At 72.9% G+C, this 23,864-nt stretch carries 19 protein-coding genes; 7 read left to right on the forward strand and 12 right to left on the reverse strand.

Going from position 1 to position 23,864, the window contains the following annotated elements; genetic code table 11:
* On the reverse strand, positions 1 to 720 hold the full coding sequence (locus tag ACLBYB_RS06020) for an SIMPL domain-containing protein (protein ID WP_447698236.1): 720 nt from the start codon (positions 718 to 720) through the stop codon (positions 1 to 3).
* Positions 717 to 1,967 (reverse strand): bifunctional glutamate N-acetyltransferase/amino-acid acetyltransferase ArgJ, encoded by a 1,251-nt coding sequence (gene argJ / locus ACLBYB_RS06025; RefSeq protein ID WP_447698237.1) that lies wholly within the window; start codon positions 1,965 to 1,967, stop codon positions 717 to 719. The genes ACLBYB_RS06020 and argJ overlap by 4 nt, the downstream gene beginning before the upstream one ends.
* Before the next feature lie 230 nt (positions 1,968 to 2,197).
* Between argJ and ACLBYB_RS06030 the strand changes: the two genes are divergently transcribed.
* Both ACLBYB_RS06030 and ACLBYB_RS06035 read left to right on the forward strand, forming a co-directional pair.
* Positions 2,198 to 2,632 carry a histidine kinase gene (locus tag ACLBYB_RS06030; protein ID WP_020090945.1) on the forward strand — a complete coding sequence of 145 codons (435 nt, stop codon included), beginning with the start codon at positions 2,198 to 2,200 and terminating at the stop codon, positions 2,630 to 2,632.
* Positions 2,633 to 3,193: 561 nt separating this feature from the next.
* The gene (locus tag ACLBYB_RS06035; protein WP_447698559.1) at positions 3,194 to 5,140 is read left to right on the forward strand and encodes a methyl-accepting chemotaxis protein; all 1,947 of its coding nucleotides are present in this window, start codon (positions 3,194 to 3,196) and stop codon (positions 5,138 to 5,140) included.
* A gap of 9 nt (positions 5,141 to 5,149) precedes the next feature.
* Here the strand turns inward: ACLBYB_RS06035 and ACLBYB_RS06040 are convergent, their stop codons facing one another.
* The 7 genes from ACLBYB_RS06040 to ACLBYB_RS06070 form a co-directional block, all read right to left on the reverse strand.
* Entirely contained in the window at positions 5,150 to 5,998 is an 849-nt protein-coding gene (locus tag ACLBYB_RS06040) for a TetR/AcrR family transcriptional regulator (RefSeq protein WP_447698238.1), read from the reverse strand.
* Between the two features lie 129 nt (positions 5,999 to 6,127).
* Positions 6,128 to 6,931 carry a pyrroline-5-carboxylate reductase gene (proC, locus tag ACLBYB_RS06045; RefSeq protein ID WP_091926573.1) on the reverse strand — a complete coding sequence of 268 codons (804 nt, stop codon included), beginning with the start codon at positions 6,929 to 6,931 and terminating at the stop codon, positions 6,128 to 6,130.
* Between the two features lie 26 nt (positions 6,932 to 6,957).
* The gene (locus ACLBYB_RS06050; RefSeq protein ID WP_020090942.1) at positions 6,958 to 7,467 is read right to left on the reverse strand and encodes a type III secretion system chaperone family protein; all 510 of its coding nucleotides are present in this window, start codon (positions 7,465 to 7,467) and stop codon (positions 6,958 to 6,960) included.
* A 290-nt stretch (positions 7,468 to 7,757) separates the two neighbouring features.
* Positions 7,758 to 8,042, reverse strand: coding sequence for an accessory factor UbiK family protein (locus ACLBYB_RS06055; protein ID WP_020090941.1), 285 nt, complete (start codon positions 8,040 to 8,042; stop codon positions 7,758 to 7,760).
* Between the two features lie 148 nt (positions 8,043 to 8,190).
* Positions 8,191 to 8,436, reverse strand: coding sequence for a hypothetical protein (locus tag ACLBYB_RS06060; protein ID WP_447698239.1), 246 nt, complete (start codon positions 8,434 to 8,436; stop codon positions 8,191 to 8,193).
* Between the two features lie 133 nt (positions 8,437 to 8,569).
* Positions 8,570 to 9,286 carry a PhoH family protein gene (locus ACLBYB_RS06065; RefSeq protein ID WP_447698240.1) on the reverse strand — a complete coding sequence of 239 codons (717 nt, stop codon included), beginning with the start codon at positions 9,284 to 9,286 and terminating at the stop codon, positions 8,570 to 8,572.
* 413 nt (positions 9,287 to 9,699) lie between these two features.
* Complete coding sequence (locus ACLBYB_RS06070) at positions 9,700 to 12,099, reverse strand: ATP-dependent helicase (protein ID WP_447698241.1); 2,400 nt, start codon at positions 12,097 to 12,099, stop codon at positions 9,700 to 9,702.
* 335 nt (positions 12,100 to 12,434) lie between these two features.
* On the opposite strand from ACLBYB_RS06070, the gene ACLBYB_RS06075 reads away from it, so the two are divergent.
* On the forward strand, positions 12,435 to 15,875 hold the full coding sequence (locus ACLBYB_RS06075; protein WP_447698242.1) for an AsmA protein: 3,441 nt from the start codon (positions 12,435 to 12,437) through the stop codon (positions 15,873 to 15,875).
* A gap of 96 nt (positions 15,876 to 15,971) precedes the next feature.
* Here the strand turns inward: ACLBYB_RS06075 and ACLBYB_RS06080 are convergent, their stop codons facing one another.
* Positions 15,972 to 18,107: a S9 family peptidase gene (locus tag ACLBYB_RS06080; protein ID WP_447698243.1), complete on the reverse strand. Its 2,136-nt coding sequence runs from the start codon at positions 18,105 to 18,107 to the stop codon at positions 15,972 to 15,974.
* Between the two features lie 464 nt (positions 18,108 to 18,571).
* Here ACLBYB_RS06080 and ACLBYB_RS06085 point away from each other — a divergent pair, with 464 nt between their 5' ends.
* The 3 genes from ACLBYB_RS06085 (at position 18,572) to ACLBYB_RS06095 (ending at position 21,576) form a co-directional block, all read left to right on the forward strand.
* Positions 18,572 to 20,269 (forward strand): porin, encoded by a 1,698-nt coding sequence (locus ACLBYB_RS06085; RefSeq protein WP_447698244.1) that lies wholly within the window; start codon positions 18,572 to 18,574, stop codon positions 20,267 to 20,269.
* Between the two features lie 137 nt (positions 20,270 to 20,406).
* Positions 20,407 to 20,634: a hypothetical protein gene (locus ACLBYB_RS06090; RefSeq protein WP_447698245.1), complete on the forward strand. Its 228-nt coding sequence runs from the start codon at positions 20,407 to 20,409 to the stop codon at positions 20,632 to 20,634.
* A 99-nt stretch (positions 20,635 to 20,733) separates the two neighbouring features.
* Complete coding sequence (locus ACLBYB_RS06095) at positions 20,734 to 21,576, forward strand: DUF6456 domain-containing protein (protein WP_447698560.1); 843 nt, start codon at positions 20,734 to 20,736, stop codon at positions 21,574 to 21,576.
* A 15-nt stretch (positions 21,577 to 21,591) separates the two neighbouring features.
* Here ACLBYB_RS06095 and ACLBYB_RS06100 read toward each other — a convergent pair whose 3' ends face one another.
* On the reverse strand, positions 21,592 to 22,020 hold the full coding sequence (locus ACLBYB_RS06100; RefSeq protein ID WP_020090933.1) for a SufE family protein: 429 nt from the start codon (positions 22,018 to 22,020) through the stop codon (positions 21,592 to 21,594).
* Positions 22,021 to 22,100: 80 nt separating this feature from the next.
* Positions 22,101 to 23,192, reverse strand: a complete 1,092-nt coding sequence (locus ACLBYB_RS06105) for a sensor histidine kinase (RefSeq protein ID WP_447698246.1) — start codon at positions 23,190 to 23,192, stop codon at positions 22,101 to 22,103.
* Between the two features lie 359 nt (positions 23,193 to 23,551).
* Here ACLBYB_RS06105 and ACLBYB_RS06110 point away from each other — a divergent pair, with 359 nt between their 5' ends.
* Positions 23,552 to 23,854, forward strand: a complete 303-nt coding sequence (locus ACLBYB_RS06110) for a DUF3761 domain-containing protein (RefSeq protein WP_447698247.1) — start codon at positions 23,552 to 23,554, stop codon at positions 23,852 to 23,854.
* Positions 23,855 to 23,864: the final 10 nt, after the last annotated feature.

Raw genomic sequence — 23,864 nt, forward strand, 5'->3', positions numbered from 1 at the left:
TCACTGCGCCACCGCGAAGGTGGCCGAGACCTCGGAGGACATCGGGATCGTGCCCGCCTCCAGCGGCACCCGCCGCCCCTTGGCGGCCATCGGCGCCGCGCGGGCCATCTCCAGCGCCGGGCGGTACGGCGTGCCGGCCGCGGCTGTGCTCAGCGTGCAGAGCGGGCCGAGCTTGGCGCCGACCGCCTCGGCGAGGGCCTCGGCGCGGCTCCGCGCGTCCCGTGTCGCCGCCACCTGGAGGGCCGCCTCGCTCTTGTCCGGGTCGCGCAGCCCGAAGCTCACGCCGTCGATTCTGTTCGCGCCGGATTCGAGGGCCTGCCGGAGCAGGTCGCCGAGGCGGTCCATGTCGGCGAGCCGGACGGTGACGAGGTTGCTGGCGCGGTAGCCGTCGGGCTCCTCGGTGACGGCGCCCCCCGGCCGGGCGACGGTGCGGGTCGCGGTCTGCAGGGTGACGGCGGCCGTGCCGAGATCGGCGGGCGGGACCCCGAGGGCGCGGGCCTGCGCCGAGACCCCGGCCACCGCCTTCGAGGCCGCGTCGAGGGCGGCCGCCGCACTCGCGCCGCGCGCCTCGATGCCGATCGTCACCTCGGCGAAGTCCGGCGCCCGCGTCTCCGACGCGCGCCCGACGACGCTGATGTGGCGCTTGCACGCCGCGTCGTCGGCCCGCGCCGCGGTCGCCAGGCTCAGGACGAGGAGGGCGCCGGACAGGACCGCCCTCACGAGCGGTAATCCCCGTTGATCTCGACGTAGGCCTTGGTCAGGTCGCAGGTCCAGACGCGGGCCGCGCCGTCGCCCAGGCCGAGATCGACCCGGACCGTGATCTCCGGCTCGCGCATCACGGCGCTCGCCGCCGCCTCGCTGTAATCGGGGTCGCGGGCGCCCTGGACCGCCACCCGCACGTCGCCGAACCAGATCGCGAGCCGGTCGCGGTCGGCGGGCTCGCCGGCCTTGCCCACGGCCATCACCACACGGCCCCAGTTGGCGTCCTCGCCGGCCACCGCGGTCTTCACCAGTGGCGAGTTGGCGATCGACATCGCGATGCGGTGCGCGGAGGCGTCGCTCTCGGCGCCGGTGACCCGCACGGTGACGAACTTGCGCGCGCCCTCGCCGTCCTTGGCGACGAGCTGGGCCAGCTCGACCAGCAGGTCGTCGAGCGCCTCCCGGAAGCCGGCGAGGCGCGGGTCGGCGGGATCGCTGATCGCCGGGTTGCCGGCCCTGGCGGTGGCGAACAGCATCAGCGTGTCGGAGGTGGAGGTGTCGCCGTCCACGGTCACGCAGTTGAAGCTCGTCTTCGTCCCGGCCGAGAGGAGCGCCTGCAGCACGTCCTGCGGCAGGGCCGCGTCGGTGAAGACGAAGGACAGCATCGTCGCCATGTCGGGGGCGATCATGCCGGCGCCCTTGGCGATGCCGTTGATCGTCACGCGCACGCCGTCGATCTCGGCCGTGCGCGTCGCGAGCTTCGGGAAGGTGTCGGTGGTCATGATCGCCCGGGCCGCCTCGGTCCAGGCGGCCGGCCCGTCCTCGGCGCGGGCCGCGCAGTCCGCCAGCACGCCCGCGAACCGCTCCGCCGGGAGCGGCTCGCCGATCACGCCGGTCGAGGCGACGTAGACCTCGCGCGCGCCGCAGCCCGCCGCCTCCGCGGCGATCTCGACGGTGCGCGCCACCGCGTCGCGCCCGAGCCGGCCCGTGAAGGCGTTGGCGTTGCCGGAATTGACCACGAGCGCCCGCGCCGACCCGTCGGCCAGGGCGTCGCGGCACCAATCCACCGGCGCCGAGGGACACTTCGACCGGGTGAACACCCCCGCTGCCCGGGTCCCGGCCTCCAGCGCCACGTAGAGCACGTCGGTGCGGCCGCTGTAGCGGATCCCCGCCTGGGCGGTCGCGATTCGCACGCCCGGCAGGGGCGGCAGATCGGGCATCGCGGTGGGCGCCAGCGGGGAGACAGGAGGGGCTTTCGCGGACGACATCGGCTCGGGCTCCGGCAGCGCGCGGCTCAGGTCCCGCGGCGGCCCGGTGTTGCCCGCGCGACCCCGCCGGCGTCAACTCCGTGCCCAGCCTATGATCAGGCCGCCGGAGTGCTTCGCCTTTGTGCAACGGAGGCGCCGAATGCGGCGCGATGACGGCGCCGGGCTTGCGTGTGGATTGCATCCCAGCTTAGCATGCTGCATCGCAAAGCCAGCGCGAAGTCGAGTGCGGAATGCCCCCAGCCGACGACGAGACTGCCTCGAGCAGCCTTCCCCAGGGCAGCTGCTACCGGATCCAGGTTCTGGTCGTCGGCCGCCACAAGCGCTGGCGCGACGAGGTCTCGGCCCAGGTCCGGATGCTGGGCTACCAGGTCACCGCCTGCGACCGCGGCGTCGATGCCATGACGGTGCTGGCCCTGGGCCTGCCGGTGGACGTGCTGGTGGTCGATACCGCGCTCCAGGGCGGCCTGTGCTGCGCGCAGCTGGCCGTCGAGGCCCGGGCCCTGCGCCCGGCCCTGCGCATCATCCTCGCCAGCGACCCGGTCGACGCCATGGGGCCGGAGGCGTCGGTCCGCGTGCCCGACGCGCTGCTGGTCCCGCGCGACCAGTTCCAGAACGGGATGATCGCCACGACCATGCGCGAGGCGCTGGCGAGCCGCGCCGCCTGAACTCCGGCGCGAGGCCTGATCGACCCGGACGGCCCGCGAGCCGAGGGTCTGCGCGACCCGTCGATCGAATCGCGGCCGACGCGCTTCAGGCCGTCGCCATGTCTCCCCGAAGGTCGGAACTGTAGCGCGGGTCTTCCTGCCCGATGTCAGCAACGCGGGCCGGACCGTGCCGCAATGCAAGTGCATCGCCCGCGTGATCCAGCGCGAGCGTGTACCGCGGGAAGTCTCGACGCCGCTCGGCAGCGGACACGCGCAGGGCGAAGCTTCCGGGCGGACCGGGAGGCGCCGTCAGAACTGATCCATCGCGACGAGAACGCACCGATTGCCGTTTGCGCGCGCAGCCCGGCAGGTTTGGTCACCTCGAGCGCCCGAGATATCGGGTCTGTCTCTAAGTATTGTCGTCTATCATCTATAATACAAGTTGAACTTGATCGCGCGACACGATGTTGTCATGATCGTATCGTCTATCGTAAGGCCGAAAGTCTGGCCTCTTCTGTGGAAGATACGTCTGTGAGAACTGGGATACGCGCTCGTCTCTACGCGGGATTTGCGATGCTCGTCATGATCACGGGCATCATCGGCGCATTCGCGATCTACCAGCAGGCTGTCATCGGCGCGGACCACGCGCTTCAGGAGCGCGTGGAGCGGGGGGCGCAATCGGTCCTGATGATCGACGGTCACGCCGCACGCCTCGTCGGGACGGCCGAACGGTACCGGCTCCAGCCGGATCCCGACCTGATCGCCGCGATGGAGCAGGCCCGACAGGCGATCGAGCAGACCTGCGACCGGTACTTCTCGCTGGCCATGACGGACGGGGGGCGGAAGCTCTACGACGACGTGCGGGAGGCCGCCCGCGCGATGAAGCCGGAGCTGGAACGCCTCGCGGCGTCGGGGGCGAGCCTGCGCGAGGCCAGGACGAAGCTCTACGAGACCGGCAACGCGCTCACCACCCTTCTCGCGAGCCTGCTCGCGGACGTGCGCGCCCGGGCCGGCGAGGCGATGCTCGCGCGGGTCGAGCACGTCGAGAACGCCGTCCTGCGGTCCCGCATCGCGTCGGCCCGCTTCGTGATCGGCCTGGACGCCCATGACCGCGACGCCTTCGAGCAGCGGGTCGAGCAGGCTCTGGCGGCCCTGGATGCGTTCAAGGACGCGCAGGGCGGCGCAGTCTTCGGGCAGCAGGTCAGGGCCGTCCGCGACGCGCTGATCGCCGCCGCGGCCGGCTTCCGCGCGTACGATCGGGCGGTGGCGTCGGCGAAGGCGACGTTCGAGACCGGGATCAAGCCCCACGCCGACACGATCGAACGGCTCGGCCTCGCGCTGCGCGACCGGATCGTGGCCGCCGGGGAGACGATTTCCCGGGAGACCGCGCGGGCGGCGAGGCGGGCCCGGTATGTCCTGATCGGCCTCGTCGCCGCGGCGCTCCTTCTCGGGGGCGTCCTGGCCTTCGTGCTGGCCCGCAGCATCATCCGGCCGGTCGCCGGCATGACGGAGGCGATGACGCGGCTGGCCGGCGGCGACCTGCAGGTCGTGGTGCCGTACCGCGACGCGGCCGACGAGATGGGCGCGATGGCCAAGGCCGTCGACATCTTCCGCCAGAACGCGGTCGCGCGGGCGGAGCTCGAGGCGGCGCAGGCCGCCGAGCGGGAGGCCCGCCTGCGCCGGGCCGAGCGGGTCGAGCAGCGCGTCCACGCCTTCCAGGCGAAGATCGCCGCCTCGCTCGACATCGTCACGGCGGCGACCAGCGAACTCGACGCGACCGCGCAGGCGATGACCCGGGTGGCCGACAACACCAACAGCCAGGCCGTGACGTCGAGTTCGGCCGCCGCCCAGACCTCGGCCAACGTCCAGACCGTCGCGGCCGCCGCCGAGGAGATGGTCTCCTCGCTCCAGGAGATCGAGCGGCAGGTCGTGCGCTCAAACGCGGTGGCCGGTCACGCCGCCCACGAGGCCGAGGCGACCAACGCCGCCATGGCGAGCCTGCACGCCGCCGCCGAGCAGATCGGGGCCGCCGTGATGATGATCTCCGGCATCGCGAACCAGACCAACCTGCTCGCCCTCAACGCCACCATCGAGGCGGCGCGGGCCGGCGAGGCGGGACGCGGCTTCGCCGTCGTGGCCTCCGAAGTGAAGGAGCTCGCCGCCCAGACGGCGCGGGCGACCGAGGAGATCGGCGGCCAGATCGCCGCGATCCAGGCGGCCTCCGGGCAGGCCGCGGAGGCGATGGCGCAGATCGCCCGCACGATCGCCTCCGTGAACGAGATCAGCGGCGCCATCGCGGCGACGGTGGTGCAGCAGACGGCGGCCACCGGCGAGATCTCGCGCAATGCCGGCGAGGCGGCGCGGGGGACGGAGGGCGTCTCGGCCAACGTGGCGCGCGTATTGGCCGCCGCCCGGGAGGCCGGGAGCGCCGCCGCGCAGGTTCAGAGCGCGGCGGCCGAACTGGCGACGCAGTCCCTGACGGTCAAGCGCGAGGTCGACAGCTTCCTCAGCGACATCCAGGCCGCGTGAGCGACCGGTCTAGATGGCGGCAGCGGGGTCGCTCTCGTCACCGTCGCCGTCGCGGCTTCGCCGCTCGCGCGGCCGCCGGTCCAGGAACGAGCGGCCGATGGCGCGCAGGGGCGCCGTCAGGCGGCGAACGTCCTCGGCCCGCTCCATGATGCGCTCGCCATTGCGGATCTCCTTATCGAGCCGCGCCATCGTCCGGGCGAGCGCCGGATCGTCGTCGTCCAGCCAGACCTGGGTCACGCGGGCGAAGGCGATGACCACGCCCTGCAGCTTGAGCTGCCCGAGCGACCCCTCGGTGTCGATCCCGGCCGCCGCCAGCATGTAGCGGTGCGAGTTCAGCATCACGCCGTTCAGCGCCAGCATCGAGAGCGGCTCGCCCCGGAGCGCGTAGGCGATCCGGCGCAGCGCCGGCTTGTAGGGCTCCATGGCGTCGAGGCGGCGCATCAGCACGTCGAACAGCCGCTCGCGGGTCGGCTCCTCCTCGAGACCCGTGAGATCGCCCTCCAGAACCTTGCGGTCGATGATGCGGGTCAGCCCGCCGAGGACCGCCCCCTTCGACGGGAACAGGTCGCGCAGCTCGGCGAGCGTCAGGTTCGCCTCCCGGGCGATGTCGCTGACCTCGATGTCGTTCCAGGGCTGCTCGGCGGCGAGGCGCATCAGGGCCTCGACGGCGGCCTCCCGGGGCGACAGCTTCGGCGCCCCGCCCTGCGTCCCCGAGTCGTCGGCCCCGGTCTTGTCGCTCTCCTGCGCGACGCTCGCGTGGGCAGCGGTCTCTCGGGCAGCGCCTTCTTGCGCGTCGCCCGCCTTGGCGGGGCTCGAGGCCTTGCGGGGCCGCTTCGAGGGGGCTTTGCTGTCGGTCATGGATCGGTCGCCCGGTCTGATCGGTCGTGTGGCCTCATGTAGGCGGGCGGGCCGCGAAGGGCAGGTCCGTCGCGCGGCCATGCCGCACGGACGCCGCCCGATGTCAGCCCTTGATGCCAACGCCCGATGTCAGCCGGACAGTTCCCCCGCCCGCCGACGGGCCGCGGCCACGGCCTCGCGCATCAGCGCGCTGAGGCCGTCCTCCCGCATCAGCACGTCGAGGGCCGCCGCGGTGGTGCCGCCGGGCGACGTGACGTTGCGGCGCAACTCCGCCGCCTCGGCCGGGCTGGCATCGAGGAGCGCGCCGGCTCCCGCCACGGTCGCCCGGGCGAGGCGGCGGGCGACGTCGGGCTCCAGGCCGGCCGCGATGCCGGCCTCCGCCAGCGTCTCGGCCAGGAGGAAGACGTAGGCCGGTCCGGAGCCCGAGACCGCCGTCACGGCGTCGATCTGCGCCTCGTCGGCGAGCCACGCCACGGCGCCGTTGGCCGCGAACAGGGCCTCGGCGGCCGCCCGCTGCGCGGGGGTGACCTCCGAGCTCGCACAGGCACCGGTGGCGCCCCGGCCGATGCTCGCCGGCAGGTTGGGCATCGCCCTGACGATCGCCCGCGCCCGCGGCAGCCGGCCGCGGAGATCCGCGACGGTCTTGCCCGCCAGGATCGAGACGAGGAGCGTGTCGCGGCCGATGAGCCGATCGAGCCCGGGGGCCGCCGTGTCCAGGCCCTGCGGCTTGATCCCGAGGACCAGAACGTCGCCGGGCTCGGGATCGGACGGGTTCAGGGCGATGCCCCGCTCGGCGCAGAGATCCACGATCGGGCGCACGGGTACCGGGTCGATGATGGTGGTGCGGCGGGGATCGAGGCCCGCCTCCAGCCAGCCCGCCAGCATCGCGCCGCCCATCTTGCCGGCCCCGGCCAGGACCAGGGAGGCGGGCATCCGCGCCGTGGAGGCGCCGGGGGCGGTCACGCCTCGCCTTCGGTCTCGAACAGGACGGCGTCGAGGGCCTCGCGGGCGCTCTTGCCGGCCCAGAGGACGAACTGGAACGCCTGGAAGTATCGCTCGCAGGCGTCGACCGCCGTCTTCATCATCGTGGCGCATTGCGGGTGGGTCGGGACGGCGCCGCCGGTCAGCAGGAGCGCGTGCCGGAACATCACCACGCTGTCGGTCGTCCAGAGGTCGAAATGGCCGACCCAGAGCTGCTCGTTGATCAGCGCGATCAGGCGCATCACCTCGGTGCGCTGCCGCTCCGGCACCTTGAGGTCGAAGGCGCAGGCGACGTGGAGCGCCTCGACGTCCTCGATCCACGTGAAGGCGACGTTGTAGTCGGTCCAGCGACCGGGGCTCGTGACCGACATCTCGTCGGTCTCGGCCCGGTCGAAGATCCAGTCGCGCAGGGAGGCCAGCCGCTCGACGACGTCGAGCGGATGCTCGTTCCGGTCCGGGTCGTGGAAGTCGACGTTGAGAAGCGGCATGACGATCCAAAAGGACGACCCGGACGAGATCCGGCCCGACGTGGCGGTGACGCGAAACCGGAGCGCGAGAACACTCCGAGAACTGGAACGACCGGCAGATCTAGGCCGGCGGTGACGCGATCGACTGTCGAAGCTCTGCGGACATCGCCCCGCAGCCCCCGAATCACCCTATGCCCGACTATAGACCGGCCGTGACTCGCGACACAAAGTGCAGGTCACATTCAGTGAACAGGAAACCGGATCGTCGACGCCGCTTCCTGTGTAAAAGCCCGCGGCGTTGCCGCGGAGACTCAGACCACCTCGCTCAGGCCCGCGGCGCCCGCTCCGGCGCTCCCGGATCGCGCCTCCAGGGCCGCCACGCGGGCCGTCAGGGCCTCGTTCTGCGCCTGGAGCTGGGTCACGAGGTCGCGGAGCACGTCGAGCTCTTCGCGGGAGGCGATGTCGAGGTCGCGGACGACGCGCTCGAGCTGCGCCCGGACCACGGTCTCGGCCTCGCGGCGGACGCCCTGGGCGGCGCCGGCGGCGTCCGTCATGAGGCGGGCGAGGTCGTCGAACAGTCGATTGGAGGGGGGCATCGGGGTCTCCCGGATCGGCCGGCTGCCGCGGCGGCCGCCTGACGGCGCGATTCGAGACGACGAGATAGGAATCTTCGGAACGGGGAGCAACGCCCGGTTCCGGCCGGGCGAGCGGAGCGGGGACGGAAGACCCCACTCCGCCGTTCAATCACATGCGGTGCATGCGGCGGTGCATGCGGTGATGCATCATCCGGCGCTCCATGCGGCGGTGCATCATGCGGCGCTCCATGCGGCGATGCATCATGCGCCGCTCCATGGGAGTCATCCGGACATGCGTCACCGCGTCGGGCGCCGACACGGCGCCGGGCATCGTGGGGGCGGCCGAGGCCGGCTGGACGAGGGCGGCGCCGCCGAGCGAGGCCAGCACGGCGAAGGCGAAGGTCAGTTTCCTCACGAGGAGACTCCAGTTCTCTGAAGGCCGGGCTCGGCGCCCGGTTCATCCTCCCGAAAGGGAGGTGCGGAGAGTCGTCTCGTGCCGGGGGACGGCACGGCGGGTCTGCGAGGACCCGCCGCCATCAACTTCCGATTTAGAGATTCGTTTCCTCGAACGCCTTCACCCACTCGGCGCAGATGCCGGAGCGGACGATGTCGTTGCGGGTGAACTCCACCACGGGGATCGGCATCATCCGGCTCTTGACCATGTGCATGACGGTGCGCAGGCCCGAGGTCTCGCGGAGGTCCGTCTGCGAGACGTCGCCGTTGATGATGACTTGGCAATCGTCGCCGATCCGGGTCAGGAACATCTTGATCTCGTTGATCGTCGTGTTCTGCGCCTCGTCGAGGATCACGAGGCAGTTCTTGAAGGTTCGGCCGCGCATCACCTCGAAGGGGACGATCTCGATGTCGCCGGTCTTCAGGGCGATCTCGAAGGCGGCGGCGCCCATGCGCTCCTTCATGGCCTCGGTGAGCGGGGCGACCCAGGGGGCGATCTTCTCTTCCAGGGTGCCGGGGAAGTAGCCCAGCGACCGGCCCGAGGGCACGTTCGGGCGGGTGATGACCACTTTGGAGATCCGGCGCTGGCGGAGCTGGTCCGCCGCGCGGGTGCCGGCGATGAAGGTCTTGCCGGTGCCGGCGGGCCCCAGGACGATGACCTGCGGCGAGCGGGCGAGGGCGTCGAGGTACTCGGCTTGGCGTTCGGTGAGCGGCTGGATGGGAGCGAGATTGCGTTCTTCGTCGAAGCGTGTGCGATGAATGCGGGACGTGCGGTCTTCAACCAGTTCAAGTCGTGCGCGGCGTCTCTTCATGGATGTACACTCCAACGGGACTTGCCAACCTGGATCTGTTTCTGAACTGCCGTTTACCTGCTTGCTCCCGGTTCTACTCGCTTGCGGAACTTAATACCGGCCCAAGGCCGAAGGTTCCGCCCCGCGCTCGTCCGCCTGTGGAGAGCGTCACGACGTTCCGTGCGCGGCCGAATACGCGATGCAACTGGCGCACCAGTGCGATTCGCGCCCGACGATTGCGCGCCGGGTGTGACTAAGGGGTGACGGTCGGTGAAGGGGCTTCGAAAAAGCCGCGCGGCTGGCGCGGATGCATCAGGTTCGGGACGGTGGTGTCGCGGTAACGCGGCATCCGGCACGGTCGCCATCCTCCCCGCCCGCGCGGGCGAAGCCGGCCGACCCTGCCGCCCTGACACGTCCGGGCTTGGTCGGCGGGACTAGCTCGATCCGGCCTGGACGAAGCTGTCGAGGACCATCTTCCGGCCGGCCTTGTCGAAGTCAACGGTCAGCTTGTTGCCGTCGACCGCCGCGACCGTTCCGGGGCCGAACTTGGTGTGGAAGACCCGCTGGCCGCCCTGGAAGGCCGAGGGCGCGCCCGTCGACTTGGCGATCAGCTCGCCGTCGATCTGGCGGGGGCCACCGGACTGGCCCCCGGACCGGCCGCCCGGGCCCGCCGAGCGGAAGCCGCCTCCGGACCCCGATCCGAACCCGGACCGACCGCCCGGCGCGGTGTTGGCCTGCGCGCGCTGCCAGCCCGGCGTGCCGTAGCTCGATCCGAACGGCGTCGGGTTGCGGTCGAACCGCGAGGCGCCGGCGGAGAAGTGCGCCGGGGCCTCGACCACGTCGACCGCCGTCTCGGGCAACTCGTCGATGAACCGGGACGGGATGGTCGAGGACCAGAGGCCGTGGATGCGCCGGTTGACCGCGAAGGACAGCTTCGCGCGCTTGCGCGCCCGGGTCAGCCCGACATGGGCGAGGCGCCGCTCCTCCTCCAGGCCCGCCCGGCCGCTCTCGTCGAGCGCGCGCTGGTTCGGGAACAGGCCGTCCTCCCAGCCGGGGAGGAACACAGTGTCGAACTCGAGCCCCTTGGCGGCGTGGAGGGTCATCAGCGAGACCCGCTCGGCGCCCTCGGCCTCGGAGGCCTCCATCACCAGGGAGACGTGCTCCAGGAAGGCCGCGAGGTCAGGGAACTCCTCCATCGAGCGGACGAATTCCTTCAGGTTCTCCAGCCGGCCGGCGGCGTCGGCGGAGCGGTCCTTCTGCCACATCTCGGTGTAGCCGGACTCCTCCAGGATGGTCTGCGCGACCTCGCTGTGCGGCTGCGTCTCCGCGAGCCGCGCCCATCGCGAGAAACTCTCGGTCAACGCCCGCAGGGTCGAGCGGACCCGGGGCTTCAACTCGTCGGTCTCGCACAGGCGCGCGGCGGCGATGCGCAGAGGCAGCCGGTTGGCGCGGCCGTAGGTGTGGAGCTGCTGCAGGGTGGCGTCGCCCAGGCCGCGCTTGGGCGTGTTCACGATCCGCTCGAAGGCGAGGTCGTCGCTGACGTTCACGGTGGCGCGCAGGTAGGCCAGCGCGTCGCGGATCTCGGCGCGCTCGTAGAAGCGCGGGCCGCCGATGACCCGGTAGGGCAGCCCGAGCTGGACGAACCGGTCCTCGATCTCGCGCATCTGCGCCGAGATCCGCACCAGCACGGCGATCTCCGACAGGGGATGCTGCTTCGACTGGAGGGACTCGATCGATTCGGCGAGCATCCGCGCCTCCTCTTCCGAATCCCACGCGCCCGTCACGGTGACGCGCTCGCCCGGCTCGTCGTCGGTGCGCAGGGTCTTGCCGAGGCGGCTCTCGTTCCTGGCGATCAGCCCGGAGGCGGCGGCCAGGATGTGGCCCGTGGAGCGGTAGTTGCGCTCCAGCCGCACCACCACCGCGCCCGGGAAGTCGTGCTCGAAGCGCAGGATGTTGTCGACCTCGGCGCCCCGCCAGCCGTAGATCGACTGGTCGTCGTCGCCGACGCAGGCGATGTTCTTCCGGGACTGCGCCAGCAGGCGCAGCCACAGGTACTGGGCGACGTTGGTGTCCTGGTACTCGTCGACGAGGATGTAGCGGAACCGGTCCTGGTAATTGGCCAGGACGTCGGGGTTCTCCCGCCAGAGCTTGAGGCAGAGCAGCAGGAGATCGCCGAAATCGACGGCGTTCAGCGTCGCGAGCCGGGCTTGGTAGGCGGTGTAGAGGGCGCCGCCCTTGCCGAACGCGAAGGCCGAGGCCTCGCCCGGGGGCACCTGCTCGGGGCCGAGGCCGCGGTTCTTCCAGCCGTCGATGGCGTGGGACAGGGCGCGGGCCGGCCAGCGCTTCTCGTCGACGTTCTGGTCGGCGATGACCTGCTTCATCAGCCGGAGCTGGTCGTCGGTGCCGAGGATGGTGAAGTCGGATTTCAGCCCGACCAGCTCGGCGTGGCGGCGCAGGATCTTGGTGCCGATGGCGTGGAAGGTGCCGAGCCACGGCATGCCCTCGCCGGCCGGCCCGATCAGCGCGCCGATCCGGTGCTTCATCTCCCGGGCGGCCTTGTTGGTGAAGGTCACCGCCAGGATGTCGAAGGGGCGCGCCCGGTTGGTGGCGATCAGGTGGGCGATGCGGGTGGTCAGCACCCGGGTCTTGCCGGTGCCGGCCCCGGCCAGCACCAGGACCGGGCCCTCCGTGGTCTCGACGGCGCGGCGCTGCTCGGGGTTGAGCCCCTCGAGGTAGCCGGCCGCGTCGCGCCGGAGGGCGCCCATGGCGCGGGCGGCGATGGACGTGGCGGGCGCGCCGTCCCCGGTGGGTTGCGGATGCGGGCGGTTCTGCATCCCGCTTCCCTGGACCAAATCGCGAACGGCGTCGAGGCCGTTCGCGCCGCGGCGGGCGCGCGGAGCCATGAAGCGCGGCTTTCCGCACCGGGGTGATCCGCGTCCTCCGGGCTCGTCGCGCTCCGCGGCCGGCCGCGCGATCCGGAGGCCGCGGGCCCGGCATGCCCGAGGAACCTCGCGCGTGCTCCGACCGCCGCTCGGGACCGTGGCATCGCCGCTGGCGCCCCCGGCGGCTTATCGTGCTATGGCCGTGGCGACTGACTCGCGGGGGCACGCGGGGCACGGCGGCCCGGTGAGGTCGCGGCCTCGCGCAGAGATGGTGCGGAACGGGACCATTGCGTGATCTTCTGACCGCGCTGGCGTGCGCCGTCATCCTGGTTCTCGTGGCGGCGCTCGCGGTCCCGCCCTTCGTCGACTGGCAGGCCCATCGCGGGCTCGTCGAGCGGGCGCTCGCCCGGTCCCTGGGCGTTCCGGTCCGGACCGACGGCCGGATCGAGGTCCGCCTGCTGCCCTCGCCGCGGCTGCGCGTCGACCGCCTCCACCTCGGCGCCGATCCGGACCGCCCGAGCCTGGATGCCCGGTTCGTCAAGGCCGAGATCGCCCTCGCGCCGCTCCTGAAGGGCGAGTTCCGCTTCACCGAGACCCGGATCGGCCGGGCCGAGATCAAGCTCCCGGTCGCCGGCCCGGACACGCTGAAGCTGCCGCCCGATTTCGGCGGGGCCCTGCGCGACCGCGACCTCGCCATCGAGAACCTGCAGATCCAGCAGTTCCTCGTCACCACGCAGGTCGCCGCCACCGGGCGGACCGACCAGCTCTACGTCCAGGACCTGCGCCTGCAGGCGCCGGCCCTGGTCGGGCCCTGGCGGATCGAAGGGACGAGCGGCGGCGTCCCGTTCCGGGCGGTCAGCGGCACGCCGGGACCGGACGGGCGCCTCGCCGCCAAGATCTCCGGCGGCGGCGACGCGGCGCCGCGCTTCGAGGCGGACGCGCGGTTCGGCCTCGTCCCCGCCGAATCCGGCGGCGCCCAGGTCGAGGCCGAGGGCTCCGCCCGCCTCGTCGTCGGGCCGCCGACCCAGGCGGCCGGCGCCTACCTGCCGTTCTCGCTGGCCGGCACCTTCAAGGCCCGGGGCACGCAAGTGCGCTTCGAGGCCGTCGACCTCGCCATCGACCCCGGCGGCCGGGCCCTGCGGCTCGGCGGCACCGGACGGCTCGACCTGCGCCAGTGGCGCGCCGGCCTGACCCTGGACGCCCGCCGCCTCGACCTCGACGCCTTCCTGGCCTCGGCGGAGGGGCAGAACCTGATCGCCCGCGGCCTGCCGCGCTCGACGGGCAGCCTGCCGGCGATGCTCGACCTCGACCTCACGGTGGGCAGCGCCGTGCTGGGCGGCGAGGAATGGTCGAACCTCGCCCTCACCGGCACCCTGGAGCGGGCCGGCGGCCTGCTGCTGCGCCGCTTCGCGGTGACCGGCCCGGCCGAGTCCACCGTCACGGCGAGCGGGCAGGTCGAGACGGCGCCGCTGCGCTTCTCCGGCCCGGTGGCGCTCGCCGCCCCCGACTCGGAGGCGCTCGGCCGCTACCTGCGCCGCCTCGGCGCCGAGGGGCCACTCGTCGCGCTGCTCGACGGGCGGAAGATCGAGGCCGCCGCCGACCTGTCGGCTGCCGGGACCGGCCTATCCCTGCGCAACATGCGCCTCGGCCTCGGGCCGGCGCGGATCACCGGGAACGCCCGCTACACCGCCGCCGAGGGCGCCGAGCGCGGGCGGTTCGAGGCCCAGATCCGCGCCACCGGCCTCGACATCGCCGGCCTGCCGCCCCTCGGGACGACCCTCGGCACCCTGCGCGACACTGACCTCGCCCTGACGCTCGAAGCGAAGGACGTCCGGTTCGGCACCGCGGGCTCCGGTACCGGCACGATCGCGGCGCGGATCCAGTCGGACGGCGCCGGCCTGACGGTCGACAGCCTCGACGTCACCGACCTCGCCGGCGCCAGCGCCCGGCTGTCCGGGCAGATCGGCGCGGACGGGACCGGCCGCGTCTCCGGGCGCCTCAAGGCGCCGGCGGCGGCGCCGCTGCTCGGCCTGCTCGAGCGGGTCTGGATGGGCGAGATCCGCCTGCTGCCCGCCTTCCTGCGGGACGCGCCCCTCGACCTCGCCGTCACCCTCGACCGGGAGGGCGGCGCGGCCGCGGCCCTGCGGACCCAGGCCCGGGGCAGCGCCGGCGGCGGCACCCTCGACCTGACCCTCGCGAGCCGCGGCGCGCGGATCGAGGGCGGCACCGCCACCCTCACGGCGCCGCGGGCGGGGGCGTGGTTCGGCCGCACCGACCTCGCCGGCCTGCAGCAACCTGCCGAGCTGCGCCTGACAGCCGAGCGGCCGGAGGGCCAGACCCTCGCCCTGACGGCGAGCGGCACGGTCGCGGGCCTGCGCCTCGCCACGGGCCGCCCGATCCTGGTCGGTCCAGACTTCGTCCCCACCGGCGGCACGCTCCGCGCCGAGACGGCCGATCTGGCGCCGTTCCTGACGCTGGCCGGCGCCGCGACCCTGGCACCGGGAGCGTGGCCGGCCGACCTCACCGTCACGCTGTCGCGGCAGCAGGGCGAGGCCGCCGCCGCGCTCGCCGGCACGGTCGCGGGCGCGGGGGTGAACGGGACGCTGCTGCGGTCGGCGGGCGGTGCCCTGCACGGCCGCCTCGCCCTCGACCGGCTGTCGATCCCGCAGCTCGCGGCCGCCCTGGTGATTCCGCCGGGGGCGAACGGCGCGTTCGGCCCGCCGGCCGTTCATCCGGCCCTGTCCCTCGACGCCCGCGTCGCCAGCCTGGATCTCGGCCGCGGCCTCGTCGCCACCGACGCGACCGCTGCCCTCGGCCTCGCCGACGCGGGCCTGATCCTGCGCGACCTGACCGGCAAGCTCGCCGGCGGCCGCTTCGCGGGCTCGGTGACGATCGCCCGGCTCGGGGCCGGCGCCTCGGTCTCGGGCTCGGGCAGCCTCGACGGCGCGGCGCTCCCCACCCTGGCCGGCGGCCCGTTCGGCGGCCGCCTGAGCGCCGACCTGCGCTTCGCCGCCACGGCCGAGACCCTGCCGGGCCTCGCCGACAGCCTCTCGGGCAGCGGCGCGCTCACCCTGACGGACCTGAGCCTGCCCGCGGCCGATCCCGCAGCGCTCGGCCGCGCTCTCGCCCGCGCGGCCGAGATGGACGACCCGCTCCGCGAGGGCCGGCTCCAGGCGCTCGTCACCGAGGAACTCGCCCGGGGCGGAGCGCAGGCGCGCGGATCCACCCGGGCCGCCGCCACGATCGTGGGGGGCGTGCTGCGGGCCGGGCCGTTCGACCTCGATCTCGGGCCGGCCCGCTGGGTCGGCACCGTCGGCTACGACCCGCGCGCCGGGCGCCTCGACGCCCGCGGCACGCTCGCGGGCGGCCCGGTGCCCCGCGGCTGGAATGCCGGGCCGCCCGCGGTCCAGTTCGGCCTGACCGGGCCGCTCGGCGCGCCCGAGCGGGTGCTCGACGTCGGCACCCTGTCGAACGGCCTCGCGGCCTTCGTGCTGCAGCGCGAGCTGGAGACGATCGAGCTGACCGAGGCCGACCAGGTGGAGCGGCAGCGCCGCCGCGCCCGGATCGAGATGGATCGGGCCCGCGCGGCGGCCCTCAAGGCCGCGTCCGAGAAGGCCGCTGCGGACAGGACTGCCGCCGACAAGGCCGCCGAGGAGGCGGCGAGGCGGCCGCGCAACCCGGAGGAGGGTGCTGCCCAGCCACCGGCGCCGGCCGAGGCCCGGCCGTGAGGCCGGCCGCGTCCTGAGGGCGGGGGTGGGGCTGGCCAGCGTGACGGCCTCAGGCGCAGCACCCCTTGGAGCGCCGCGCCCGCACGGGCGGCGGCTCTACGCCTTCCCCACCGCCATGAGCGCGAAGGCGTAGATCAGCGCCACCTCCTCCAGCCGGTCGAACCGGCCGGCGGCGCCGCCGTGGCCGGCCTCCATGTTGATCCGCAGGAGCACCGGCCCGCCGCCCGTCATGGTGGCGCGCAGCCGCGCGACCCACTTGGCCGGCTCCCAGTAGGTCACCCGCGGATCGGTCAGCCCGCCGAGCGCCAGGATCGCCGGGTAGTCCTTGGCGGCGACGTTGTCGTAGGGCGAGTAGGACAGGATCGTCCGGAAGGCGGCCTCGCTCTCGCCCGGGTTGCCCCATTCGGGCCATTCCGGCGGCGTCAGCGGCAGCTCCGCGTCGAGCATGGTGTTGAGCACGTCGACGAAGGGCACGTCGGCGACGATGCCGGCGAACAGCTCGGGCGCGAAGTTGGCCACAGCCCCCATCAGCATCCCGCCCGCCGACCCGCCATGGGCGACGATGCGTTTCTCGGACGTGTAGCGCGCGTCGATCAGAGCGCGGGCGCAGGCGATGAAGTCCGTGAAGGTGTTGGGCTTCTTCTCGCGCTTGCCGTCGAGGTACCAGCGCCAGCCCTTCTCGGTGCCGCCGCGGATATGGGCGATCGCGTAGACGAAGCCGCGGTCGACGAGGCTCAGCAGGTTCGTGCGGAACGCCGCCGGCATCAGCGTGCCGTAGGAGCCGTAGCCGTAGAGCAGCAGCGGCGCGCCGCCGTCGAGGGTGAGGTCACGGCGGTGCAGCAGCGAGATCGGCACCTGCTCGCCGTCCGGCGCGGTGGCGAAGAGCCGCCGGGTCACGTAGGCGGCCGGGTCGTGGCCGCTCGGCACCGCCTGCCGCTTGCGCAGGAGCCGGGTGCGGGTCGCGCAGTCGTAGTCCCAGGTCTCCGACGGGGTCGTCATCGACGAGTAGACGAAGCGGATCGTGGCCGTGTCGAAGGCGAGCCCGGCCCGCAGGCCGAGGGAGTAGGCCTCCTCGGCGAAGGCGACGACGTGCTCGGTGCCGTCGGCGAGGTCGCGCACCACGATCCGCGGCTTGGCGTTCTCGATCTCCAGCCGGACCAGGTGGCCGGCGAGCAGGTGCAGGTGGCGGATCATCACCCCGGGCCGGTGCGGCACGAGGTCGGTCCAGTTGGCGCGGCCCGGATCGTCGAGCGGCGCGGTGACGATCTTGAAGTCCTCGGCGCCGTCCGCGTTGGTGCGGATGAACAGGCGGTCGCCGCGGTGCTCGACGCCGTAGATCAGCAGCGGCGTGCGCGGCTCGACGAGGCGCAGGGGGGCGTCTTCCGCGTGCCGGTCGAGCAGCCGGACCTCGGAGGTCTCGTGGTCGCTCACCGTCACGTCGAGGAAGGCGCCGGACTGCGTCTTGCCGATGTGGACGAAGTAGCCGGCATCGGCCTCCGTGTAGACGGTCTCGTCCTCGCTCTGCCCCGTGCCGACGCGGTGGCACATCACCTTGGCGGGGCGGTGGTTGGCGTCCACCGCCACGTACCAGAAGCTCGCGCCGTCCGCGGCCCAGACCGCCTCGCCGGAGGTCGCCTCGACCCGGTCGTCGAGATCGAGGCCGGTGGCGACGTCGCGCACCCGGATCGTGTAGAGTTCCGAGCCCTTGGTGTCGGCGCTCCAGGCGAGCCGGGCGTGGTCGTCGGAATGCACCGCGGCGGCGATCTCGAAGAACGGCAGGCCCTCACCCTCGCGGTCGCCGTCGATGAGGATCGTCTCGTCCGGGTCCAAGCCCGACTCGGGCACGTCGGGTGATGTGGCCGGCCGCCGGCAGATCAGCGGGTGCTGCCCGCCCTCGCGGTGGCGGGTGTAGTAGGCGAAGGGCCCATCCGGCTCGGGGACGCCGCTCTCGTCCTCCTGGATCCGCCCGCGCATCTCGGCGACGAGCTGCCGCCGGAGCTCCGCGCTCCCGGCGAGCGCCGCCTCGGCGAAGGCGTTCTCGGCGTTCAGGTAGGCGGCGATGTCCTCCGGCAGCGCGGCCGGGTCCTTCAGGACCGTCTGCCAGTTCTCGGCCTTCAGCCACGCGTAGTCGTCGGTGATCTCCTGCCCGTGGACGCTGAAGCGTCGCGGCCGGGCCTCGGCCACCGGCGCGCCGGTTCTGTGAGCGAGCAAGCCGTGGCCGATCTCCGTCATCGTCTCTCCCGTCGGGTCCCGTCGCGCGCGGGTGTCGCGTCCGGGTGAGGGGATGTGTCCCGCCGGGCGCGCGGATGCAAGGCGTCCGGGGGCGCGGCCGGGGCGGGCGGCGCGTATCGCCGGCCGGGACGGCGCGGCCGCGGGACCGGGGCCGATCCGTTGCTTTCCGGCATCGGTGGCGCGGGAAACGGTCCGGCCGACGACGCGATCCGCCGGCGCGGTCCCGCGCCGGAGCGGCGTCTGGAGCCGCGCCGGGGCGGCCCGATCGTGCGGTCTCGGCGAAGGCCCCGAACCCGCCAGGGACTTGGCGCAGCGGCCGATTTCGGCCTCAACGCGGCACCTGAACGCCGCGGGTGCGCCACAGATCCTGACAAGTCGAGCCGAGCACAGGGCCGAGAAAATCGCTCTGGGATTATCCGGCTCCGCGATCCGTCCGACATGAAGGGGGACTTGCGGATGGTGGAATGGCCGATTCGATGCATGTTTTGTGTGCGGAGTACCGGAAACATCGTACGAAGCGGGGGACAACGGGCGTACTGGCGGGTGTTGCGGGGTTGCTGAGTCTGCCGGTGGAGGCGGCGGAACTTCCCGATCGGCGAAAATCGCAGCTCATCGAGCACGTGCGGATCTGCTCGGCCTACGGCCAGGCCTTCTTCTTCATCCCCGGCACCGATACCTGCCTGCGCCTCTCCGGCCGCGCGCGCTACGAGTACGCCTACCAGCCTTCCTACAGCCGTTCGGGGAGCGCGACCGCCACCCCGGGGGATTACAGCGGCTACCAGGGCCGCCTCCGGATCAACCTCGACGCCCGGTCCCAGACGTCCTACGGCACCCTGCGCGCCTTCCTCCGCCTCGACGCCGGGAGCCGGACCGGTTTCGCCACCATGCATGCCGGCGCGCTGAACCGGATCGGCGGCGCCTTCCCGGCCCTGGGCGTCGATCAGTTCGGGCGGGCCCAGCAGCAGTTCAACGTCGACAAGGCCTTCATCCAGTTCGCCGGCATCACCGCCGGCCGCGCCTCCTCGTTCTTCGATTTCTACGCTCACGACTTCGAGTTCATCGTCGCCTCCATCGGCTCGGACAATCCCTCGACCAACCTCGCTGCCTACACGGCGACGCTGGGCAAGGGCCTGTCCGCATCGCTGTCGATGGAGGACCCGGTATTCCGCCGCACGCCCGTCTACTCGTCCCAGAACGCCGCGGCCTCGGCGTTCCCGAATCCCGGTGCGATCCTCTCGCCCGGGAACCCCGTCGCCCCGGTCTTCGTCGGCTACGACGCCGCCGGCCGCCCGACCGGGGTGGGCTTCGTGGACACGGTCCAGCGCAGCCGCATGCCCGACATCGTCGGCGTGCTGCGCTCCGACCAGTCGTGGGGCTCCGCGCAGCTCTCGGGGGCCGTGCACGAGGTCAACCACGGCCTGCTCAGCAGCGTCTCGTTCGCCGGCACGAACCTGGGCGCGCCCGTCTCGGTGGGCAACAACCGCACCCCGGGCGGCGCGGCCTCCGCCCTCGGCTGGGCCGTTCAGGGGGGCGTGAAGATCAACCTGCCAGCGATAGCAACCGGCGACACGCTCTACCTGCAGGGCGCCTATGGGGAGGGCACCGCCCTGTATACCGGCCTGCCGGCCTATAACGGCCCCTGGGCGCAATCGGCCACCGCGGTGCAGGGGGCGGCCTTCTCCCAGTTCTTCAGCGACGGCGTGATCAACCCCTTCACCCAGCGCCTGGAGCTGTCGACGAGCTACTCGTTCACGGCGGCGATGCTGCACTACTGGACGCCCGCGGTCCGCTCCGCCTTCTTCGGCTCCTACGGCGCTCTCAGCTTCGCTCGCGGCGCCCGCGCGGCGCAGGGCGCCTATTTCGGCGTGACCGGGACCGGGCCGGGCACCCCCGGCACGCGGTTCTTCGACCTGAGCCAGGTCCTGCGGGACAGCTACCGCTTCGTGGTCGGCGGCAACCTGATCTGGTCGCCGGTGAAGGAGTTCGATATCGGCGTCGAGGCGATCTACACGCGCTACGGGCCGCAGAGCGGCCGCATCCTCGACCTGGGCCGGTATCCCAACCAGAACGCGGCCTACGTCAACAACCTCGCCAACCCGGTCTCGACCGCCCGCCACGTCGACGTCATCCAGGTGCGCGCGCGCGTGCAGCGGGACTTCTGAGGACGGCTGCGGATCCGGGGCGATCCGGGACGGCGGGCGGCGATGCCGGCTCGGCCGGGAGCCGGTTCCGGCCTGGGGCGTTGAACCGCGGGCCGTGGCGTCGACCACGGTCGCCGGTTCGATCCCGAGGTGCCGACATGGACGCGATCCCCGATCCGCAGCCGGATCCGCAGGACGATCACCCCGCCGCGGACCTGGAGCGGGTGAACGACATCCTCGCCGTCTGGGCGGCGCGCTCCGCCACCGAGAGCGCCGCGCTGATCGACCGGTTCGAGGCGATGGGCTACGAAGTCCGCGGCAAGTCGGAGGGCGAGATCGCCGACATCCTGCACCAGCCGCCGACGCGCGCGGCCGTCGCTAGATAGATGTGGGTTGTAGGTAAAAAAGCCTTGATCTTCTGATTTTTCCTGAGAAACTGGAGGCTTCGCACGTCCGTCGTAGCACACACGGAACAAAACATGAACATGCGAGTGAAGGGCGGCCGTTCCGCCTCCGTGGGGACGCGTCACCGCGGCGCCGCTCCGGGGGATCTCCCGGCGGAGGCGGTGCGCCTGCTGGCGCGGCTCGGGGAGCCCGGCGCCTACGCGCGGCCCGACCCCCTGGTCGAGGACGCGCTGGTCGCCCGGCGCGGCGGCGACGGGATCTCGGTGGGGAGCGGCCGCTTCGCGGCCGCCTCCGGGCGCGCCCTGGCGGTGGCCGATCTGGCGACGTGGAACGCGGCCGGCACACACCTGACGATCAGCGAGGCCGGGCGGGCGCGCCTGCGCCGGGAGGCCCGGCCGGGCGACCTGGCCTTCGCCAACCAGCACCGCGAACTCGCCGTCGTGGAGGGCGGCGCCGGCCCGACCCTGCGCAACGCCGCCGAGAATCCCCTGGCCTGGATGGTGCGCCGGCGCGACCGGGACGGCGCGCCGCTCATCGACGCGGCGGCCTTCGAGGCCGGGGAGCGGCTGCGGCGGGACATGACCGCCGCCGCCCTGCTGCCGCGGATGGGCGCGGATCTCGGGGCGCCCCGGATCGACGGCGGCGGCCCGCGCGACCCAGCCTCCGCGGCCGACCACGTGATCGCGGCCCGGCAGCGGGTGCGCGGTGCCCTCGACGCGGTCGGGAGCGACCTCTCGGGCCTGCTGATCGACCTCTGCGGATTCCTGAAGGGCCTGGAGCGGATCGAGGCCGAGCGGCGCTGGCCGGCCCGGTCCGCCAAGGTCGTGGCCCGCATCGCCCTGGGGCGGCTCGCCGAGCATTACGGGCTGGAACGGGAGGCGACCGGTCCGGACCGGGCCCGCCTGCGCCTGTGGCGGGGGTGAGGCGGCCCGAGCCGCTCAGGCCTCGGCGGCGAGCCGGACCGCGTCGCGGTGGATGCGCTCCGCCATCGCCCGGACGCCGTTGGAGCGCTTCGACGTGACGTGGGCGCCGAAGCGGAGCTGCCGGAACAGGTCGAGGCCGTCGGTCTCGGCGGCCTCCTGGGGCGTCTTGCCGGTGTAGAGCGCGATCATCAGCGCCACGAAGCCGCGGACGATGAACGAGTCGCTGAAGCCGTGCAGGACGAGGCGCGGCGTGCCGTCCGCCGGCTCCGCCCGCGTGTCGATCCAGACCTGGCTCTCGCAGCCGTGGACGCGGTTCGCCTCGGTCCGCTCCGATTCGGGCATCGGCGGCAGGGCGCGGCCGAGCTCGATCAGGTACTCGAGCCGCATGTCGTCGTCTTCGACGATCTCGAAATTCTCGATGATGGTGTCGATGGGAGGGAGCATGCTCGGCCGGGTCCGGAAAGGTCTGGGCCGCTATAGGCCGGCCGCGCCGTTGTGGCGACGGGGTCCGGCGCCGCGGGCGCTCATTGCGGGCCGGGGCGCGCCGCCGGCAGGGTCAGCCACAGGGGGTCGCCCGGGCTGGCATCGCCCGCGACGCTGATCTCCGCCTGGGCCGCGTAGGCGGCGATGAGGCGGGGGCCGAGCTTCGGGACGTTCGGTCGGCCCGACTCGGCCGTGTCGCTCACCTTCGAGACGATCGAGAGGCGCAGCGGCGCGGCGGCCTCGATGTCGATGGCGATCGAGCAGGCGACGTGCTCGGCGGTGGCGTCCAGGCACTCGGCCACGATCTCCGCGACGATCATGCCCAGGGCGTTGGCGGTGCGCGGCTCCACGAGACCGTTCCCCGAGCCGCCGACCTGGACGCCGATCCGCCCGGCCCGCCGGAGCTGCCCGAGCCCGGAGGCGAGGCGGTGCAGGTAGTCCTTGAGGTCGATCGACGCGATGTGCGGCGCCTCGTGGAGATGCTGCTGCACCAGCGCGATCGCCCGGACCCGCTGGCCCAGCGCCTCGAAGCTGCCGCGGCAGGGGTCGGGGGCCGCCCGCCCGTAGAGGCCGATCAGGCTGACCATCACCTGGAGGTTGTTGCGGACCCGGTGGTAGACCTCGGCCAGCAGCGCCTCCTTCTCGGCCAGCGCGTGCTCGATGTGCTCCTCCGCGTGCTTGCGGTCGGTGATGTCGAAGCAGGAGCCGAGATAGCCCTGGAACCGGCCGTCCTCCACGAGGGGACGGGCGGTGTCGAGCAGCCAGCGGTACTCGCCGTCGTGCCGCCGGAGGCGGAACTCGACGGTGAAGGGCGCCCGCGCCTCGAACGCCTCGGCGACGATCCGGGCGTGCCGCTCGAAATCCTCGGGATGCAGCCCGCTGCGCCAGCCCAGGCCGAGTTCCGCCTCCAGGGGGCGCCCGGTGAATTCCAGCCAGCACTCGTTGTGGTGGATCGCCTGACCGGCCTCGTCCGAGCGCCACATCATCAGCGGCACCACGTCGGCGAATCGCCTGAAGCTGTCGCTGAGGGCGGCGGCTTCCGCGGTGCCCTGCGCCGGGCCCCGACCAGGATCCCCCGCGGGGCCGTTGCCCAGCGGGTCTTCCGCGCCGGACCCTGGTGGCTCACCGACCATTCTGTACCCGATTCACTCTGACGAACTGCGTGAAAGGCGACGCCTACGTGCGGATGGCGCCGGTCAACGTGTCGACCGGACGGCCGTTCCGGTCCTGAACCGCGTTCAGATCTGCCATTCACCGGGACATTAGCGGCAATACCTTTCGAGCCCGTTCAGCATCCCGCCGACGTGCGGGGCCGCACCGGGCGCGCGGACGCGGCGGAGAGCCGGTCGGGCGACCCCGGCCGAGGTCCGGCCCGCGCGCAGCCCGTGACCCGCGCGCACAACCTGTAGCTGGCTTCTGGATAACCACAGATAGTTCGTGACGCCCCGATCCGGTTGTGTCTCTTGGCAGATGATACAACCTTGAGGGTGCCGTGCTGCCTGTCCTGACCGCGACGAACGCCGCCCGCTGGCCGGTGTTCGCCGGCCTCGTCCTCCTCGGCCTGTCGGGCGGCGCCGTCGCCCGGCCGTTCTCGGAGCCCGACGACCGGAACCTCGACCGCCACGGCCATTACCGCAGCCGGGACGGGTCCGACGTCCACCGGCCGGCCAAGAGCCTCGACGGCAGGAAGCCCGCGGGCGCCACGGCCAAGTGCCGGGACGGCACGTGGAGCTTCAGCCACAGCCGTCGAGGCACCTGCTCGGGTCACGGCGGCGTGGCGCACTGGGCGGGGTGAGAACGAACGA

The sequence above is a fragment of the Methylobacterium sp. D54C genome (assembly GCF_053345595.1).